This window comes from Teichococcus wenyumeiae, assembly GCF_003696345.1.
Lineage (GTDB): Bacteria > Pseudomonadota > Alphaproteobacteria > Acetobacterales > Acetobacteraceae > Pseudoroseomonas > Pseudoroseomonas wenyumeiae.
In genome coordinates this window covers 148950-166789 of the sequence record NZ_RFLX01000005.1, presented here as the reverse complement: position 1 = coordinate 166789, position 17840 = coordinate 148950, and the positions used below count along the sequence as shown (strand labels likewise).

The following is a 17840-nucleotide window of genomic DNA, read 5'->3' as shown; positions in this document are numbered from 1 at the left end:
GGGCCGGAAGGTCTTCGCTGACCTTTCCGCCCGGGCCCGCCACTCCCTGGGCGAATTGACCCGCAAGGCTGCTGAAAACAGCGGCCTGCCGGAGGCCAGCGCGTGATTGCCGGGGTCAACCAATGCCGTATCGTGATCTGTTATGGACATCATGGGGAGTGTTTCATGGCCGGGCGGGTTCTGCGGAAAAGCGGGCAACAATTCGCCGCCGTGCCGCTGGCGCAGCAGGGTGACCAAGTCTGGATCATGTTGCTGACCAGCCGGGGAACCGGGCGCTGGGTGCTGCCGAAAGGCTGGGCCGAGCAGGATCTGACCGGGCCGGAGGTCGCGGCCAAGGAGGCCTTCGAGGAAGCCGGGCTCATGGGCGAGGTGCAGCCGGACTCCCTGGGAACCTATTGCTACCTGAAGGAGATGCCGCAGGCCCAGGCGGTGCCGTGCCAGGTGGAGGTCTTCGCGATGTGGGTCGACCAGCAACTCGACGATTGGCCAGAGCGGGCACAGCGGGTCCGGCAATGGTTCCCGCTGTCGGAGGCGGCCACGAAGGTTCAGGAAGACGATCTGCGCCTCCTCCTGGAGAGCTTGGCGAAGCAGGGCCGGTTGCAGCGGCCCTCAACCTGAACAAGCACGCCGCCCTGGCTGCGGCCGGACCCGCCTCGTCCGGAGCCCCGCGCCGCCTGCCGCCCAGCCCGCAACCGCCGGCGGAAGCGCTCCGCGTCCTTCTCCGCCTCTCCCACAACGCCCTTGGCCGGGCCAGCATCCCGCGTTCGGTGCGGCTGGCATGGTCATGACCGCCTTGCCCGCACCGCGCGCCTGCGGCAAACCCACGCGGAATTCTCTCCTCGGCAAAAGGAACCCGGCGCAATGGCGGTGAAGGACGTGAAGAAGGTGGTTCTCGCCTATTCGGGCGGGTTGGACACCTCTGTCATCCTGAAGTGGCTGCAGACCACCTATCGGTGTGAGGTGGTGACCTTCACCGCCGACCTGGGCCAGGGCGAGGAGCTGGGCCCGGCACGCGACAAGGCCCTGATGCTCGGCATCAAGGAAGAGAACATCTTCATCGACGACCTGCGTGAGGAATTCACGCGGGACTTCGTGTTTCCCATGTTCCGCGCCAATGCGTTGTATGAGGGCCAGTACCTGCTGGGCACCTCCATCGCCCGGCCCCTGATCGCCAAGCGGCAGATCGAGATCGCAGAGCAGGTGGGGGCGGACGCCGTCTCCCACGGCGCCACCGGCAAGGGCAACGACCAGGTCCGGTTCGAGATCGGCTATTATTCCCTGAAGCCGGACGTGAAGGTCATCGCCCCCTGGCGCGAATGGGACCTCACCAGCCGCACCAAGCTGCTGGAATTCGCCGAGGCCAACCAGATCCCCATCGCCAAGGACAAGCGCGGCGAGGCTCCCTTCAGCGTCGACGCCAACCTCCTGCACAGCTCCTCCGAGGGCAAGATCCTGGAGGAGCCCTGGGACGAGCCGCCGGAGATCGTCTGGCAGCGCACCATCCGCCCCGAGGACGCGCCCGACAAGGCGACCGAGATCACCATCGAGTTCGAGCGCGGCGACGCCGTCGGCATCAATGGTGAGCGCCTTTCCCCCGCCACGCTGCTGACCCGCCTGAACGCGCTGGGCCGCGAGAACGGCATCGGCCGCCTGGATCTGGTGGAAAACCGCTTCGTCGGCATGAAGTCCCGCGGCTGCTACGAGACGCCCGGCGGCACCATCCTCTACGTGGCGCACCGCGCGATCGAGAGCATCACGCTGGACCGTGAGGTGGCGCACCTCAAGGACAGCCTGATGCCGAAGTATGCGGAGCTGATCTACAACGGCTTCTGGTTCGCGCCCGAGCGCCGCATGATCCAGGCGATGGTGGATGAGAGCCAGAAGAGCGTCAGCGGCACCGTCCGCCTGAAGCTCTACAAGGGCAACACCATCGTGACGGGCCGCCAGTCCCCGAACAGCCTGTATTCCATGAAGCACGTCACCTTTGAGGACGACCAGGGCGCCTACGACCAGTTCGATGCCCAGGGCTTCATCAAGCTGAACGCGCTGCGCCTGCGCCTCGGCGCCATGGCCGGCCGCAAGGGCGGCGCGGTCTGACCCGCGCGGGGGAGGGCACCTTCTCTCCCCCACGCCCGCTCACCACGGGCAGCACGGTCCGAACCGCAAAAAGAAGATGGGGGTGCCGGGGGAATTCCTTCCCCCGGCCCTTTCTTTATCAGGCCACTGCCGGAAAGGCCGCCGCCACCCGCCGCAGGTGGTCCGCCTCATGCCGCGCGACTTCCGCCATCACCGCCGCGCTGGCGCCGTCCCGCAGGGCCCGCACCGCTTCCCGCGCCGGGGAGGTGCCGTAGATGCCATGCCCGTCCGTGCCCAGCACCGTGGGCACGCCGGCGCCGATCAGCCGCGCCAGCCGCCCGCCGCCGCCGCTGCGCCCTGGCCCGCTGCGGTAGCCCAGCGCGCGGTTGGAGCCGATGCCCATTTCCACCACCGCGCCGATCTCGCGCGCCAATGCCACCTCACGCCGGCCGACGCCGTAGAGCGCGTGGCCGATGCGGCCCATGCCCGGCGGCAGCCCGGCTTCGCGGAAGCCTTCCAGGGCCATGCGGACATTGCCGGGGTGGCAGGCGGTCTCCCCTGCATGCACCCGCACCACGGTGGGCAGCCCGCGCCGCACGCGGGCGGAGGCCCAGGCGACCACGGTGGGCATGAAGTCGCCGGTCGGGTTGGTCTCGTGCCCGGCGATGTCGAGCCCGGCCAGCAGCGGGAAGGCGGCCATCAGCGCATCCAGCCGCGCCAGGGCACGGGCGATATCGGCCGGTGCGGCATGGCGGTTGACGGTGGCCAGGAAAAGGATCCGCACGCCGCGGAGCGCCAGGGCGCCGCGCGCCGCCGCTTCCGCCGCCCGGAGCCAGGCCTCGCCATCCTCCGCCAGGGGCGCGCTGGCGCTGAGTTCGATATGCCGCACGCCGTCCCGTGCCGCATCGGCCGCCACGGAATCCAGGATGCCCGCCAGCAGCGCCGGATGGGCGCCGAGGGGCCGGCGGACGGAATAGGCGCGTTCCAGCAGCAGGAAGGGGTCGGGGCCGCTGCCATCGGCGGGGCGCCGGGGCATTTCCATGGCGGCTTCCAACTGGGCGTGGCTTTCGCGCGGCAGTTCCCGCAGGCGCAGCATGGGCGAGCCACGGGCCGGGGCGGCGATGCCGCCGGGCAGGATGCGGGTGTCTTCCTCGCTCAGCCGGACGCCTTCGGGCAGGGGGATGCCGGCGAGGCGCAGCATGGCGGCCGGGTAATGCAGGTCGTGCAGCAGCCCGAGGCGGATGAGTTCGGCGGAACGCGGCGCACCGGTCAGGTGCGTGTGGATATCGGTCGTCACGACCGGGGCCACGGCGGGGGTTGAAGGCTGTTCCATGTCCGACCCTAGCGAAGCCGGCGATGATCTTCCAGAAAAAGCGCTCCGCGCCGCGGGATGGTCAGCCTTGCGCCGGGGAGCGTCTCGCCGGCCGCTCGAAGCTCCAGCGAAGGGTGCGGGCGATGCCGCGGGTGCCGGCGCGGATCAGCGGCAGGCGCAGGCCGGGCGCGGGCAGGCCGTGCAGGCGCCGCGCCCAATCCGGCAGCAGGTCGATGGCGGCCTGCATGGTCAGGGTCTGCAAGGGCTCGGCCAGGGGGTGCGGGGCAGGGCGGTTCAGGATCAGCGCCGCCACTTCCCGGGTGCGGGCATCGCAGCGCAAGTCCGGCCGCATAGCGGCGATCAGCCGCTGCGCCTCCATCCGGCTGCGCGGCACCGGGGCGGCGCCGAGCGCCTCGGCCACCTGGGCCATCTCGGCGAAGTAGCGGTCCTGGTCGGCCAGGGACATCTCCGGCTCGGCATAGCGGCGCCAGCCGTCGAGGAAGCTGGTGGCCTCGGTCACATGCACCCAGGCCAGCAGGGCGGGGTCGTTGGCGGCGTAGGGCGTGCCGTCCGGCAATTGGCCGCGCACCTGGTCATGGATGCGGCGGATGCGGGTGATCAGCGCCTCCGCTTCCTCCCGCCCGCCATAGGTGGTGATCGCGATGAAGCGCGCGGTGCGGCGCAGCCGGCCGTGCATGTCGGCGCGGAAGTTGGAATGGTCCCAGACCCCGGCCAGCACGGCGGGGTGCAGCATCTGCAGCAGCAGCCCGGCAATGCCGCCCACCATCATGGAGGTGACATCGCCATGCACGCGCCAGGCGACGGAGCTAGGGCCGAAGAGCCCGTCCGGCCGGCGCATCACCGGCGCCTCGCCCCGGCTGCGGTCGTTGAAGATGGCGCTGACCTGGGCGGCGATGGCCTGCTTCACCGGCTGCGCCAAGGGGGCCAGCAGGAAGGGCAGGGCGGCGGCGCGCCCCGGCATCAGGAAATCCCCCGGCGGAAGAGGAAGGTCACAGGCATGTCCTTCAGATGGGCCATGCCATTCAACGTTCCAGCCACGCCGGGGCTGCCGGGTGAAGCTGTCGGATTTTACCAGAGGCAGCCTTGGCCCCGGCGCGTGGCGGCCGGCGGCATCCTGTCACCACCCGGGCTGAACGGGTGGCGGGGCCTGGGGTGGCACCGCCACCCCAGTGGGGTCCGGGGGCAGGGCCCCCGGCCTTGTCAGGCGACGCTGCGCAGCGCCGCCTTCTTCACCTCTTCGCTCGCACCGCTGGCGAAGGTCTCGAAGTTCTTTTCGAACAGGGAGACGAGGTGCTTGGCCGTCTTGTCATAGGCTTCCTTGTCGGCCCAGGACGCGCGCGGGTTCAGCACTTCGGTCGGCACGCCCGGCACGTTCTGCGGCACGGCGAGGCCGAAGAACGGGTCGGTGGCGAATTCGGCATTGTTCAGGCTGCCATCCAGCGCCGCGCGCAGCAGGGCGCGGGTGTGCTTGATGGACATGCGCTGGCCGGTGCCATAGGCGCCGCCGGTCCAGCCCGTGTTCACCAGCCAGACCTGGGCGCCGTGCTTGCCGATCAACTCGGCCAGCATCTTGCCGTAGACTTCCGGGTGGCGCGGCAGGAAGGGAGCGCCGAAGCAGGTGGAGAAGGTCGCCTGCGGCTCCTTGCCCAGGCCCTTCTCGGTGCCCGCCACCTTGGCGGTGTAGCCGGAGAGGAAGTGGTACATCGCCTGCGCCGGGGTCAGCTTGGCGATCGGCGGCAGCACGCCGAAGGCATCGGCGGTCAGCATCACCACGTTCTTCGGCAGCCCGGCCATGCCGCCCGGCGCCGTGTTCGGGATGAACTCGATCGGGTAGCAGGAGCGGGTGTTCTCGGTCAGCGAGCCGTCGTCGAGGTCGAGGTTGCCACGCTCATCCGCGATGACATTCTCCAGCACCGCGCCGAAGCGGTGGGAGGCGTTCCAGATCTGCGGCTCGGCTTCCTGGGAAAGCTTGATGACCTTGGCGTAGCAGCCGCCCTCGAAGTTGAAGACGCCCTTGTCGGACCAGCCGTGCTCGTCATCGCCGATCAGCGCGCGCTCGGGGTCGGAGGAGAGGGTGGTCTTGCCGGTGCCGGAGAGGCCGAAGAACAGCGCGGTGTCGCCAGCCTTGCCCACATTGGCGGAGCAGTGCATCGGCAGCACGCCCTGGGCGGGCAGCAGCCAGTTCATGACCGTGAAGATCGACTTCTTGATCTCGCCCGCATAGCTGGTGCCGGCGATGGCAATGATCTTCTTGGCGAAGGAGAGCGCGATCAGCGTGGTGGAGCCGGCGCGGCCGCCATGCTCGGGCTTCGCTTCCATCTCCGGCGCGTGCAGGATCACGTAGTCCGGCTCGAAGCCGGCCAGCTCTTCCACCGGCGGGCGGATGAACATGTTGCGGGCGAACAGCGCGTGCCAGGCATTGGTGGTCACCAGCCGGACCTTGATGCGGTAGGCGGGGTCGGCGCCGGCATAAAGGTCCTCGACGAAGAGTTCCTTCTGGGAGCCCAGCCAGGAGCGCACATCGGCGGTGAAGGTGTCGAACTTGGCGGGCTCGAGCTTGCGGTTGACCTTGCCCCACCAGATTTCCTGGGTGGCCTCGGGGTCATCGGCCACGAACTTGTCGGCGACGGAGCGGCCGGTATGCACGCCGGTCACGCCGATGAAGGCGCCATCGGCGGAAAGACGGCCCTCACCGCGGCGCAGTGCATGGGCGTAGAGGCCGGGGGCCGTCAGGTTGGCGTGGATATCGGCGGCGGTGGTGACGCCGGTGCCGGAAAGGGCGGCGGTGTTCGCGGTCATAGGCGCGACGTTCTCCGTAAGGCGCTTATCCTCCGGCGGGGGTCCGCCGGGGCAGTAGCCACAGGGTTGAGGTCGAATCCATCTCTCACCTGGACGACATCTGGCGGGACGCTAGGGCGGCGGCATGAACCGCGTCAACGTATGTGTTGAGGTCATATCATACGACAACTTACGCGGCATGCGCGGTTCCGTCGCGCGCCAAACTGCCTTATGCCGCGTTGTATCCAGCATCCGGCCCGGCTTGCGCCACAATCGGCCCCCATATCGGCCTGCAGGAGCCCCGGATGCCCTGACGATCACATTCTCTTGGGGGAACGATGCCCGCCACCATTGCCCTGGTCGATGACGACCGCAACATCCTCACCTCCGTCTCCATGACGCTGGAGGCCGAGGGCTTCCAGGTGCGCACCTACACGGATGGGGAAAGCGCGCTGCAGGGCCTGCTGGCACGCCCCGTGGACCTCGCGGTGCTGGACATCAAGATGCCCCGCATGGATGGCATGGAACTGTTGCAGCGGCTGCGCCAGCGCTCCTCGATGCCGGTGATCTTCCTGACCTCGAAGGACGAGGAGCTGGACCAGCTGATGGGTCTGCGGCTCGGCGCCGACGACTACATCACCAAGCCTTTTTCCCAGCGCCTGCTGCTGGAGCGCATCCGCGCCCTGCTGCGCCGCAACGAGGCCGGCCGGGCCGAGGGTTCCGGCGCGCCGCCCACCGGCGTCATCTCCCGCGGCGACCTGGTGTTGGACGAGACCAAGCACACCTGCACCTGGAGGGGCCAGCAGGTGCAGTTGACCGTCACGGAATTCCTGCTGGTCAAGGCGCTGGCGCAACGCCCCGGCATGGTGAAGAACCGCGACCAGCTGATCGACGCCGCCTATGGCGAGAACATCTATGTAGACGACCGCACCATCGACAGCCATGTGAAGCGGGTGCGCAAGAAGTTCCGCCAGGTGGATGACGACTTCAACATGATCGAGACGCTCTACGGCATCGGCTACCGCTACAAGGAAGCCTGAGGACCCCATGCCCGACGCCAGCGGCGCCCCCGCAGCCCTGCCGCAGCTCCGCCCCTTGCGGGAGGGGCGGCGGCGCGTCTCGCCGCTGCTGCGCCGCATCCTGCTGGTCAACATGGTGGCGCCGGCGCTGCTGGCGGCCTCCCTGCTCTACCTCGACCAGTACCAGACCGGGTTGCTGGCGGCGGAGGTGGAAAGCCTGCGCACCCAGGCCCGCATCTATGCCGCCGGCATCGCCGAGGCCGCCGTGCGGTTGCAGGACGACCGCGCCGTGCTGGTGCCCGACACCGCCCGCCCGCTGCTGCGCCGCCTGGTGGAGCCTTCCGCCAATACGCAGGCCAAACTCTTCGACACCTCCGGCCTGCTGGTGGCCGACAGCCGCGTGCGGGAAGGCCAGGGCGGCGCCATCATCACCGAGCCCCTGACGCCGCCCGAGACGCGCGGGCTGCTGGCCGGCGGGGTGGGGCGCTTCTACGACCGGCTGCTGACCATCCTGCCGCGCTCGCTCTTCGGCGCCCGCCGCAACGGCGACATCTATGTGGACGTGGCGCCCGACGCTCCTTCCTTCGATTGGCAGCCCGAACTGGGCCCGGACCGGCGGGAGGAACTGCGCCTCGCCCTCGAAGGCGGCGTCCGCCCCTATATCCGCCGCACCAAGGAAGGCCGGCTGCTGGTCTCGGTGGCCGAGCCCGCGCGGCGCGGCAGCCAGAGCATCGGCATCGTGCTGCTGACGCGCGAGGCGCGGGAAGTGGACCAGCGCCTGCTGGAAATCCGCACCTCCGTGCTGGGCCTGTTCGTCCTGGCGCTGCTGCTGACGGTGGCGGCCTCGCTCTATCTCTCGCGCACCATCGCCTCGCCCATCCTGGCGCTGGCCGGCGCCGCCGCCGCCATGCGGCAGGGCAAGGGCCGCGCCGGTTCCGTCCCCACCGCGCTGCTGGCCCGCACGGACGAGATCGGCATCCTGGCGCGGGACCTGCAATCCTCCGCCACCGCGCTCTGGGCCCGCATCGACCAGAACGAACGCTTTGCCGCCGACGTGGCGCATGAGCTACGCAACCCGCTGACCAGCGTGCGCTCCGCGCTGGAAACCCTGCTGCGCGTGGAAAAGCCGGACCAGCAGAAGCGCCTGCTGTCCATCATCGCGGAGGACGCGGTCCGGATGGACCGCTTGATCGGCGACATCGCCGATTCGTCGCGCGTCGATGCCGAACTCTCCCGCACGGTGTCGGAGCCGGTGGACGTGGCGCCGATCCTCTCAGCCCTGGTGGAACTGCACAACACCACCCGCGACGAGGACGAGGACCCGGTGATGGTGCTCGACGCCGCGCCCGTGCCCCTGGTGGTGCGCGGCGTGGAAGGGCGGCTGGTGCAGGTCTTCCGCAACCTGCTGGGCAATGCGGTCAGCTTCTCGCCCAAGCTCGGCACCGTCTGGGTCCGCGCCCGGCAGACCGGCGCCATGATGGAATTCACCATCGAGGACGAAGGCCCCGGCATCCCCGAGGCCAAGCTGGAAGGCATCTTCGACCGCTTCTACACCGAGCGCCCGACCGGCGAGAGCTTCGGCCAGCATTCCGGCCTGGGCCTGTCCATCAGCCGGCAGATCGTCGAGGGCCTGGGCGGGCGCATCAGCGCCGAGAACCGGCGGGACGAGAATGGCAAGGTGATCGGCGCGCGCTTCGTGGTGCGGCTGCCGGTGGGGTGAAGCGCCAGGGGGCGCCGCCCCCTGGACCCCCGCTGGGGTGACAGTGTCACCCCAGACCCCGCCATCAGTTTTTCCTTGCGGCACGGTGGTCGCGCCGGAGGTCCATGACCTCCGGCGACTGCGTCCTCAGCCTGCGTGGCCTTCAGATTCTCATTGCTGGCGGCTGGCACCGCGCAGCGCCCTTCAGGCCCCAATCTGAAACTGGCAGCGGGGCCCGGGGTGGACTTTCCACCGCGGCGGGGCGTCCAGAGGGGCGGAGCCCCTTTGGCCCAGGCCCGGCTTATGGCAGAACCCTTTCCACCAGATGCGGACGTGGCGGAACGGTAGACGCAGCAGACTTAAAATCTGGTTCCCTCAGGGGAGTGCGGGTTCGAATCCCGCCGTCCGCAAACCCTTCAGTGCTTCGCCTCGATGATCAGTCCGATCGAGGTGGCGACGCGGTCTTCCACCAGCGCCCGCAGATGCGGCGTTTCCGCCGGCTGGGAGAGCGGCCAGCGGTCGGCCGCCGCGCCATAGGGCGGCTGGTCGATGAACTGGTCCAGCAACCCGGCGCCGGGGTCGAAATCCACCGGCCGCATGCGGTGCCCGGCGCTGGCCAGCCGGCGGCCCAGCTTTTCGATATGCCGTGCCTGGAACAGCACGGTGCCGCCGCGCGAGAGGGGCGGGCCATCGGCGTCCAGGTCGAATTCCGTGGTGTGGATGGCGATGCCGCCGGGCTTCAGGCAGCGCATGGCTTCCAGAATGAAGTTTTCGCCCGCGCGCAGGCTGCCCAGGTGTTCCAGGGCGCAGGCGGACCAGACCAGGTCGAACTGCCCGTGCAGGTCGCGCGGGATGCGCGTCATGTCCACGGCGCGGAAGGGCAGGGCGGGCGGCGGGGCGTGCTGGCCGGTGCCGATCCAGCGGGCGGCGCGGGGGTCGGCGGGGTCGAGATCGGTGGCCAGCACCTCCAGCCCGCGCGCGGCCAGGAAGCCGGGCAGGGCTTCCCGCCCCACGGCGAAGCCGAGCGCGCGCCTGCCGGGCGCCAGCAGCCCGGCTTCCCAGATGGCCTGGGCCACGAAGGCCATTTCCCAGACCTTGCGGTGGTAGAAGGGCACCATGCCCAGCGCGCCGCACCAGTGGTGCAGCCAGGGGGATTCGAGATCCGCCTGGCGGCAGAGGCAGCCGGCGAGGCCGATATGTTCCGGCTCGGCCGGCAGCGGGATGTCGGGGCCGGCGAGGCCGGCCTCGTAGCATTGCCGCGCCAGCACGGCGCCCAGCACCTTGGTGTTCCAGGCCGCGACGCGGGCGAAGCCGAAGGCGGGCCGCCTGCGGCGCCGGAAGCCGAACATGGCGGCGCTCAGCTATCCAGCCGGATGCCCAGCTCGCGGATCAGGGGGCGCCACTGGGTATTCTCGGTGGCCACGAAGCTGTTGAGCTGCGCGGGCGTCCAGGGTGCCGTCTCGATGCCGAGCCCGGCCACGCGGGCCAGCATTTCCGGCGCGGCCATGGCGGCGTTCAGCTCGGTGTTCAGGCGGGCGATGGCGGCCTCGGGCGTGCCGGTGGGGGCATGCATGGCCTGCCAGCCGAAAGCCACCGCATCGGCGATGCCGAGTTCCGCCGCCGTAGGCACGTCCGGCGCCTGCGCGGAGCGGGCCTCGGAGAGCACCACCAGGCCGCGCGCCTTGCCATCGCGCAGGAAGGGGATGCCGGTGGCGCAGTCGATCAGCACGCTCTCCACCGTGCCGGACATCAGGTCCTGCATGGCCGCCGGGCCGCCGCGGTAGGGCACATGCGTCGCCTCGAAGCCGGCGCGGCGCTTCAGCATCTCCATGGCCAGATGATGCGGGGAGGCGACGGCGGGGGAGCCATAGGTGGGCGCCCGCTGCTTCGAGGCCGCGATGTAATCCGCCAGGGTCTTCACCGGGCTGTCCGGCCGCACCACCAGGAAGAGCGGGAAGCGGCCGATGAAGCCGACGCCGGTCAGGTCCCGGTCCGGGTCGTAGGGCAGCTTGCCGTAGAGCGCGGGGTTGTAGACGAGGTTGCCGTTGTCGGTATGCAGCAGCGTGTAGCCATCGGGCATGCTGCGGGCGACGGTCTCGCTGGCCAGCACGGCGCCGCCGCCGGGGCGGTTCTCCACCACCATGTTGAAGCCGAGCCGCGGGCCCATGAAGCTGGCGATCAGCCGGGCGAAGGTGTCGCTGGGGCCGCCGGGCGGGTAGCCGACGACCCAGCGCGGCGGGTGGTCCGGCCAGGATGCGCCCTGCGCCACCGCGGCGCCGCTGGCGCCCGCGAGCGCCACCGAAACCAGACCACGGGCGAGGTCGCGCCGTCCCAACATCACCGGATACCTTCTCTGGATGGCATGCGCCCTGCGGCATGCGCTGGGCGCGCATCATGCGGCGCGCCGGGGCGTCGCGCCAGCGTGCCAGAGCGCGGCGGGACTCAGGGATGCGCGGGGGGCGCTTCCGGTGCGCTCCGCTGCGCCAGGAATTCCCAGAAGGCGAGAGAGGCCGGCGCCAGAGCCCGTCCCACCGGGCGGATCAGGGCGATCTCCAGCGCGCATTCCGGCGCCCGCACCGGCGCCTGGGCGAAGCCGTAATGCGCCATCTCATCCAGGTTGCGGGCATGCAGCACCGTCACGCCGATGCCCTCGGCCGCCATACAGGCGGCGGTCTCGGCGGTCTGGGTCTCGATGAAATGGCGTGGTAAGCGCCCGGCGGCGCGAAAGGCGGAAGCCGTGATCTCATAGGTGGCGGAGCTGCGGCCGACGAAAATGAAGCGCTCTTCCGCCAGTTCCCGCCAGGTCGCGCCGGTGGCGGCGAAAGGATGGCCCGGCGCCACCACCACCCGCATGGGGGAGCGCAGCAGCGGATGCACGATCAACTCGGCGCCCTGGCGCGGCGGGGTGGTCAGGCCGAAATCGACCTCGCCGGCGCGGATCATGCGGATCACCTCCTCCCCCACCGCATCGCGGATGAAGAGCGCCGCCGCGGCGCTGCCGGCGCGGAAGTGGCGATAGGCCGGCACCACGATCTGCCGCGCGATGGAGGGCAGGGCGGCGATGCGCAGCCGCGCCGCTTCCTCCGCCCCGTTGCGGCGCAGGGAGGCCACGGTGAATTCCAGCGATTGCAGCATGCTCTCGCAGGTGGAGAGCATCCGCCGCCCGGCCTCGGTGACGGTCACGCCACGGGTGTTCCGCTCCAGCAGCACGGCGCCGGTCTCGGTCTCCAGCAGCCGCACCGCCTGGCTGAGCGCGGGCTGGGACAGGTTCAGCTCCTCGGCGGCGCGGCGGAAGCTGCCAAGCCGGGCGACCGCCGCGAAGGCGCGGAGCTGCCGGAGCGAGATGGGAGGCAGTGACATAAGCGCAGCCTATCACGGAGGGTGAGAAATCCTATTTTTCAATCGCTCCGCCTTTCGGTAGCTCTGCTCCAGCCGGACAAGCTGGCCATCACGGCGCCGGGCGAGGCGCAAAGGGGAAGAACCATGTCCAGATCGCGCATCTCACGCCTTGGCAGGCTGCTGGCCGGGCTGCTGGCGGTGGCGGGGCTCGCGCAGCCGGCGCAGGCGCAGAACTTCCCCAACCGGCCGGTGACGCTGGTGGTGCCCTATGCCGCCGGCGGCACGCCCGACATCCTGGCGCGGCTGCTGACCGACCAGGTCGGCCGGCAACTGGAACAGCCCTTCGTGCTGGACAACCGCGCCGGCGCCGGCGGCAATATCGGCGGCCAGATGGTCGCCCGCGCCCCGGCCGATGGCTATACGCTGCTGGTCTGCGCCTTTTCCTGCTCCACCGCCGGCAGCCTCTACGCCAAACCGGCCTATGACATTCAGCGCGACTTCGCGCCGGTGGTCATGATCGGCACGGTGCCGAGCGTGATGGTGGTGCCGGCGGCGCTGCCGGTGAAGACCTTTGCCGAATTTGTCGCGCTGGCGAAGAAGCAGTCGATCAACTACGCCTCCTCCGGCGTCGGCTCCTCCCCGCATCTGGCCAGCGAGCTGCTGAACCAGCTGGCGGGGATCGAGGTCACGCATGTGCCCTATCGCGGCGCCGGGCAGGTGACGGCGGATCTGCTGGCCAACCGCGTGCAGCTCTACTTTGACAACCTGCCCGCAGCACTGCCGAACATCAAAACCGGCCAGCTCCGCCCGCTGCTGGTGGCGCAGACCGCGCGCTCGGCCGCGGCGCCCGAGATCCCGACCTCGGCCGAGGCCGGCATCCCCGACCTGGTGGTGACGCCCTGGTTCGGCGTCTTCGCCCCCGCCGGCACGCCGGAGGAAGTGCTGCGGAAGCTGAACGCGGCCTTCGACGCCGCGCTGCACGACCCCGCCGTCGCCGCGCGCATGAAGGAACTGGGGGTCGATGTGATCGGCGGCGGCCGCGATAGGCTCGGCGGCTTCATTGCCGGCGACGTGGTGAAGTGGGGCGCCATCATCAAAGAGCGCAACATTGTCGCCGACTGAACGGAAGGAGGCGGTGGCCATGCCGGAATTCCGGCTCGCGGATTTCGGCTCCTATACCGCCGGCGGGCGGGTGGTGGAGATCAGCGGCGAGCCGGTGCGGGAGCTGCAATTCACCAGCACCACGACCTACCGGCACGACCCCAACGGCGCGCTCGCGATCGAGCATGCCTATGTGCAGTATTTCACCCCCGCCACGCGGTCCCGGCTGCCGCCGATCGTGCTGCTGCATGGCGGCGGCATGTCCGGCGCCATGTGGGAAACCACGCCCGACGGGCGCCCCGGCTGGCTGCACGGGCTGCTGGCCGCCGGGCTGGAAGTGCATGTGGTGGATAACACCGAGCGCGGCCGGGCCGGCTGGTGCCCGGTGCCCGGACTCTGGCCCGGCGAGCCGATCCTGCGCACGGTCGAGGAAAGCTGGACCCGCTTCCGCTTCGGCGAGGTCGATGCCGGTGGCCAGCGGCGGGCCTTTCCCGGCCAGCGCTTTCCCGTGGCGGCGCTGGAGGCCTTCGCGCGCGGCTTCGTGCCGCGCTGGACCACGCTGGGGGATGCGGCGGCGGCGGCGCTGGGCGCGGTGCTGCGGCGTATCGGCCCCTGCATCCTGCTCTGCCACAGCCAGGGCGGCGAACCCGCCTTCCGCGCCGCCGCGGCGGCACCGGGGCTGGTGCGCGCCATGGTGGCGGTGGAGCCGACCGGCTTCGCCGACCCCGCCGCCCTGCGCGACATCCCGACCCTGATGGTGATGGGCGACTACCGCGAGCATTCGGCGCATTGGCGCGGCGTGTCCCGCCGCTGCGCCGATTTCGCCGAGGCCCTGGCGGGGCAGGGCGGCCGGGCGGACTGGCTGGACCTGCCGGCGCAGGGCATCCACGGCAACAGCCACATGCCGATGATGGACAACAACAACCAGGAGGTCCTGGCACGCATCCTGCGCTGGCTGGGCGCCTGCCTGGGCTGAGCGCGCCGCCTCAGCCGGCCAGCAGCATGGCCCAGAAGAAGAGGGTGGCGAGCGCCGCCACATGCTGGCCGGTGATGATCGCCGCCATCAGCGGCGCGTCGCCCCCCATGGCGCGCGCCTGCACATAGGCGGTGGAGGCGGTGGGCTGCGCCATGAAGAGGATGGCGGTGGCCGCCGCCAGCGGCTCCAGCCCCGTCAGCGCCGCCAGCCCCATGGCGATGGCCGGCATCAGCAGCAGCTTGAAGCCGGCGGTCAGCGCCTGGGTGGGCATGCGGTCGGCCATCGCCCCCGGCGTCAGCGCCGCGCCGACGCAGAGCAGCCCGGTGGCAAGGCTGGCCTGCGACAGCCCGCGCAGCAGGCCCGAGGCCCCCGGCGGCACCCCGCCGGCCAGCGCCAGCGCGAAACCGGCCAGGCAGGCCAGCAGCAGCGGGTTCAGCGCGATCTGCCGCAGCAGGCGCAGCGGGCTGGGCCTGGTGGCGCGCCCCAGCGTCAGCGCCACGGTGATCACCACCTGCACGAAGGGCACGATCAGCCCGGTGGCGATGCCGCCCATGGCGATGCCCGGCGGCCCCAGCACCGCGCCCGCGGTGGCGAAGGCCAGCAGGTTGTTGTAGCGGATGCCGCCCTGCAGCACCGAGGTCATGGCCGCGTGGCCATGCCCCAGCGCCCGCGCCAGGGCGATGCTGCCGGCCGTGCCCAGGGCCAGCGTGCCCCAGATCACCACCGCCATGCCGCCCAGCGGCAGGTTGGCCAGGTCCAGCGTGCCGATGGCGCTGACCAGCAGCGCCGGCAGCAGCACGAAGAAGACCAGCTTCTCCAGCCCGGCCCAGACAGCATCGTCCGGCAGCAGGGTGCGGCGCAGCAGGGCGCCGAGGCCGAGCATGCCGAAAGTGGCGGCGAAGGCATCGGCCCCCGCGGCAAGGGGCAGGGCCATGGCGTCAGGCGGCGCCGACCAGCGCCTTCAGCTCCGCCTGCGGCCGGGCGCCGAAATGGCTGATCACCTCGGCCGCCGCGACGGAACCCCAGCGGCCGCATTCGGCCAGCGGCAACCCGCGCGTCAGCGCCGCCAGGAAGCCGGCGGCATAGGCATCGCCGGCGCCGGTGGTGTCCACAACCTGGGTGGGCTTGGCGGCGACGGTGATGGTCTGGTCGCCCGAGACGATCACGCTGCCATGCTCGCTGCGCGTCAGGGCGGCGATGCCGACATCGGCGCGGGCGCGTTCCATCGCCTGCTCGAAGCTATCGGTCTCGTAGAGGGACAGGATCTCGGCCTCGTTGGCGAAGAGGATGTCGGTGTGCCCGGCCACGAAGTCGCGGAAGGCGGCGCGGTGGCGGCCGACGCAGAAGGGGTCGGACAGCGTCATGGAGACCTGCCGCCCCGCCGCATGCGCCACCCGGGCCGCGCGGTGGAAGGCGGCCTGCGCCGCCGGCGGGTCGAAGAGATAGCCTTCCATGTAGGTCACGGCGGCGGCGGAGACGGCGGCCTCGTCCACGTCATCCTCGCCGAAGCTGACGCAGGCACCGAGAAAGGTGTTCATGGTCCGCTGCCCATCGGGCGAGACCAGGATCAGGCAGCGCGCGGTGGGCGCCCCGCCGGAGAGCGGCGCGGTGGGGAAGGCGACGCCGGCGGCGCGGATGTCATGCGCGAAGGTGCGGCCCAGCAGGTCGTCCGCCACCTTGCCCAGGAAGCCCACCCGGGCGCCCAGCCCGGCTGCCACGGCGCAGGTATTGCCGGCGGAGCCACCGCTGCTCTCCAGCCCCGGGCCCATGGCGGCATAGATCGCTTCCGCGCGCTCGGCGTCGATCAGCGCCATGGCGCCACGGTTCATGCCGTGCTGCGCCAGGAAGCTGTCATCCGCCCGCGCCAGCACGTCCACGATGGCGTTGCCGATGCCGAGGATGTCGAGGGTGGGTGCTGCCATGGAGAGAAACCTTGCGCGGATGAGCCCCGGCGATAGCAGCCGCCCGGCCGATGGACCAGAGGGGGTGGGCCAGAGGGAGCCGGGCATGTGGCCGGGCGGAGAGCCGCCGCCCGGCCGCCTGCCGCGGCAAGGGCCAAGGCCAAGCTTCAACCAGGAGCGTCGCACCGCCCCCGGGGGCGCCACGATGCGGGAAGTCGCTGAAAAAATTACTCCAGGAGGGGGGTGGCACCGGTTGTCCCCCCGCCATGCCGCGTGATAGCCCAAGGGGGCGCGGCGCCCTGAAGGCCGCGGTCCAAACCCAGTTCCGTGCCGCCGGCCGGAACCATGCCTGATAGCCGAGCAGAGGGGGAGCCCATGTCCGTCTTTCGCCGCCGCCGCGAAGATCCCACTCCCGCCCAGGGAGCACCGCCCGGCACGCCGGAGGGAGCAGAACCGACCACCGTGCCGGTGGCCCGTGATCCGGATCTTGCCGTTCCCCCCTTCCGCCCCGCGCCCACCAAGGAGGCCGCCGCCATGACCCTGCCGCCGAAGCCCGGCCAGCCGACCGGTATGGGCATGCCGCCCCGTCCCGCGCCCATGGCCGGCACCGGCCCCATCCTCACCCCCGGCGGCAGCAGCCGCCCGGCCCAGGCCATCGAGCGCCGCTCCATGGTGGTGGGCAAGGGCATCAGCCTGCAGGGCACCGTGACGGATGCCGAGCGGCTGGTGGTCGAGGGCACGGTCGAGAGCCAGATGATGCAGGCGGCCGAGCTGCAGATCGCGCAGTCCGGCGTCTTCAAGGGCGAGGTCGAGGTGGATGACGCCGAGATCGCCGGCATCTTCGACGGCACGCTGACGGTGCGCGGCAACCTGATCATCCGCGCCTCCGGCAAGGTGATGGGCATCGCCCGCTGCCGCCGCCTGCAGGTGGAGGAAGGCGGCCAGGTCTCCGGTCGCATGGAGATGCTGGGCGACTCGATGCCCTCCAACCCGCGCCCGGCGCTGCCGCTGGCCGCCAGCGACGTCGACCAGCTGGGCTGAAGCCGGAAGGGCCGGGCCACCATGGCTCGGCCCATTCCCTTTTCCGCCGTCGTGGCGCAGGTTATCCCCGCCGCCATGCCCCTCCGCCCCTTTCTGCCCCTGCTGCTGGCCTGCCTGCTGGCCGCCTGCGCCCAGGAACCTGTCCTGGACCGCCAAGCGGTGCTGGATGAGGTGCTGGCCAATTACCGCGCCAATCTGGTCGGCATGCGCCCGTTGGCCGCCCCGCCGGCGGAAGGCGAGACCGCACCTGTCGGCGCCGCCATGCCCGCCCTGACTGGCCTGCCCGCCCAGGCGGCGCAGCTGCTGGGCCAGCCCCCCGCCACGGTGCGGCGCCTGCTGGGCGAGCCGCGCCTGCGCCGGCGGGAAGGGGATGCGGAGATCTGGCTCTACCAGAGCCCCTTCTGCCACCTGGACGTGATGTTCTATGGCGAGCCGGGCGGGCCCGCCGGCTCTCGCGCCGCGCCGGCCGGGCTGCGCGTCACCTATGCCACGGCCCGCGCGGCGGGGGCCGAGCGCCGCACCGAGGCCGCCTGCCTGCAGGAGCTGGCGAACCAGGCCCGCAGGAGCTAGCGGCCCT

The 17840-nt window shown here is 71.0% G+C and carries 16 protein-coding genes and 1 tRNA gene; 9 read left to right on the top strand and 8 right to left on the bottom strand.

All coding sequences use genetic code 11. The annotated features are described in order from the left end of the window. The first annotated feature begins 102 nt into the window (after positions 1-102). Together EBE87_RS09455 and EBE87_RS09450 are read left to right on the top strand one after the other, a co-directional pair. The gene (locus tag EBE87_RS09455; RefSeq protein ID WP_199707317.1) at positions 103-618 is read left to right on the top strand and encodes an NUDIX hydrolase; all 516 of its coding nucleotides are present in this window, start codon (positions 103-105) and stop codon (positions 616-618) included. Positions 619-861: 243 nt separating this feature from the next. Further along, positions 862-2097: an argininosuccinate synthase gene (locus EBE87_RS09450; protein WP_120638058.1), complete on the top strand. Its 1236-nt coding sequence runs from the start codon at positions 862-864 to the stop codon at positions 2095-2097. A gap of 118 nt (positions 2098-2215) precedes the next feature. Here EBE87_RS09450 and EBE87_RS09445 read toward each other — a convergent pair whose 3' ends face one another. From EBE87_RS09445 to EBE87_RS09435, 3 genes are all read right to left on the bottom strand, one after another. Then, positions 2216-3409, bottom strand: coding sequence for an amidohydrolase family protein (locus tag EBE87_RS09445; RefSeq protein ID WP_120638057.1), 1194 nt, complete (start codon positions 3407-3409; stop codon positions 2216-2218). 61 nt (positions 3410-3470) lie between these two features. Then, complete coding sequence (locus EBE87_RS09440; RefSeq protein ID WP_120638056.1) at positions 3471-4370, bottom strand: oxygenase MpaB family protein; 900 nt, start codon at positions 4368-4370, stop codon at positions 3471-3473. A gap of 239 nt (positions 4371-4609) precedes the next feature. Continuing rightward, a complete protein-coding gene (locus EBE87_RS09435; RefSeq protein WP_120638055.1) occupies positions 4610-6208 on the bottom strand; it encodes a phosphoenolpyruvate carboxykinase in 1599 nt (532 codons plus the stop codon). Between the two features lie 317 nt (positions 6209-6525). On the opposite strand from EBE87_RS09435, the gene EBE87_RS09430 reads away from it, so the two are divergent. From EBE87_RS09430 to EBE87_RS09420, 3 genes are all read left to right on the top strand, one after another. Continuing rightward, on the top strand, positions 6526-7227 hold the full coding sequence (locus EBE87_RS09430; protein WP_120638054.1) for a response regulator transcription factor: 702 nt from the start codon (positions 6526-6528) through the stop codon (positions 7225-7227). Between the two features lie 7 nt (positions 7228-7234). Then, positions 7235-8926 (top strand): stimulus-sensing domain-containing protein, encoded by a 1692-nt coding sequence (locus tag EBE87_RS09425; protein WP_120638053.1) that lies wholly within the window; start codon positions 7235-7237, stop codon positions 8924-8926. A gap of 306 nt (positions 8927-9232) precedes the next feature. After that, positions 9233-9315 (top strand) — tRNA-Leu (locus EBE87_RS09420). Between the two features lie 6 nt (positions 9316-9321). Here EBE87_RS09420 and EBE87_RS09415 read toward each other — a convergent pair. The 3 genes from EBE87_RS09415 to EBE87_RS09405 form a co-directional block, all read right to left on the bottom strand. Continuing rightward, positions 9322-10254 (bottom strand): class I SAM-dependent methyltransferase, encoded by a 933-nt coding sequence (locus EBE87_RS09415; protein WP_120638052.1) that lies wholly within the window; start codon positions 10252-10254, stop codon positions 9322-9324. An 8-nt stretch (positions 10255-10262) separates the two neighbouring features. After that, positions 10263-11243, bottom strand: a complete 981-nt coding sequence (locus tag EBE87_RS09410; protein WP_233553176.1) for a Bug family tripartite tricarboxylate transporter substrate binding protein — start codon at positions 11241-11243, stop codon at positions 10263-10265. Positions 11244-11347: 104 nt separating this feature from the next. Then, complete coding sequence (locus tag EBE87_RS09405; protein ID WP_120638050.1) at positions 11348-12265, bottom strand: LysR family transcriptional regulator; 918 nt, start codon at positions 12263-12265, stop codon at positions 11348-11350. A gap of 123 nt (positions 12266-12388) precedes the next feature. Between EBE87_RS09405 and EBE87_RS09400 the strand changes: the two genes are divergently transcribed. Both EBE87_RS09400 and EBE87_RS09395 read left to right on the top strand, forming a co-directional pair. Continuing rightward, positions 12389-13366, top strand: a complete 978-nt coding sequence (locus tag EBE87_RS09400; RefSeq protein WP_120638049.1) for a Bug family tripartite tricarboxylate transporter substrate binding protein — start codon at positions 12389-12391, stop codon at positions 13364-13366. Between the two features lie 19 nt (positions 13367-13385). Next, positions 13386-14321 (top strand): alpha/beta fold hydrolase, encoded by a 936-nt coding sequence (locus EBE87_RS09395; RefSeq protein WP_120638048.1) that lies wholly within the window; start codon positions 13386-13388, stop codon positions 14319-14321. 10 nt (positions 14322-14331) lie between these two features. On the opposite strand, the gene EBE87_RS09390 is transcribed toward EBE87_RS09395, so the two are convergent. Continuing rightward, positions 14332-15255, bottom strand: coding sequence for an AEC family transporter (locus EBE87_RS09390; protein WP_122139970.1), 924 nt, complete (start codon positions 15253-15255; stop codon positions 14332-14334). Positions 15256-15259: 4 nt separating this feature from the next. Continuing rightward, positions 15260-16243 (bottom strand): adenosine kinase, encoded by a 984-nt coding sequence (locus EBE87_RS09385; protein WP_120641149.1) that lies wholly within the window; start codon positions 16241-16243, stop codon positions 15260-15262. A 354-nt stretch (positions 16244-16597) separates the two neighbouring features. On the opposite strand from EBE87_RS09385, the gene EBE87_RS09380 reads away from it, so the two are divergent. Beyond that, complete coding sequence (locus EBE87_RS09380; RefSeq protein ID WP_120641150.1) at positions 16598-17263, top strand: bactofilin family protein; 666 nt, start codon at positions 16598-16600, stop codon at positions 17261-17263. Between the two features lie 21 nt (positions 17264-17284). Further along, positions 17285-17833 carry a hypothetical protein gene (locus tag EBE87_RS09375; RefSeq protein WP_233560064.1) on the top strand — a complete coding sequence of 183 codons (549 nt, stop codon included), beginning with the start codon at positions 17285-17287 and terminating at the stop codon, positions 17831-17833. Positions 17834-17840: the final 7 nt, after the last annotated feature.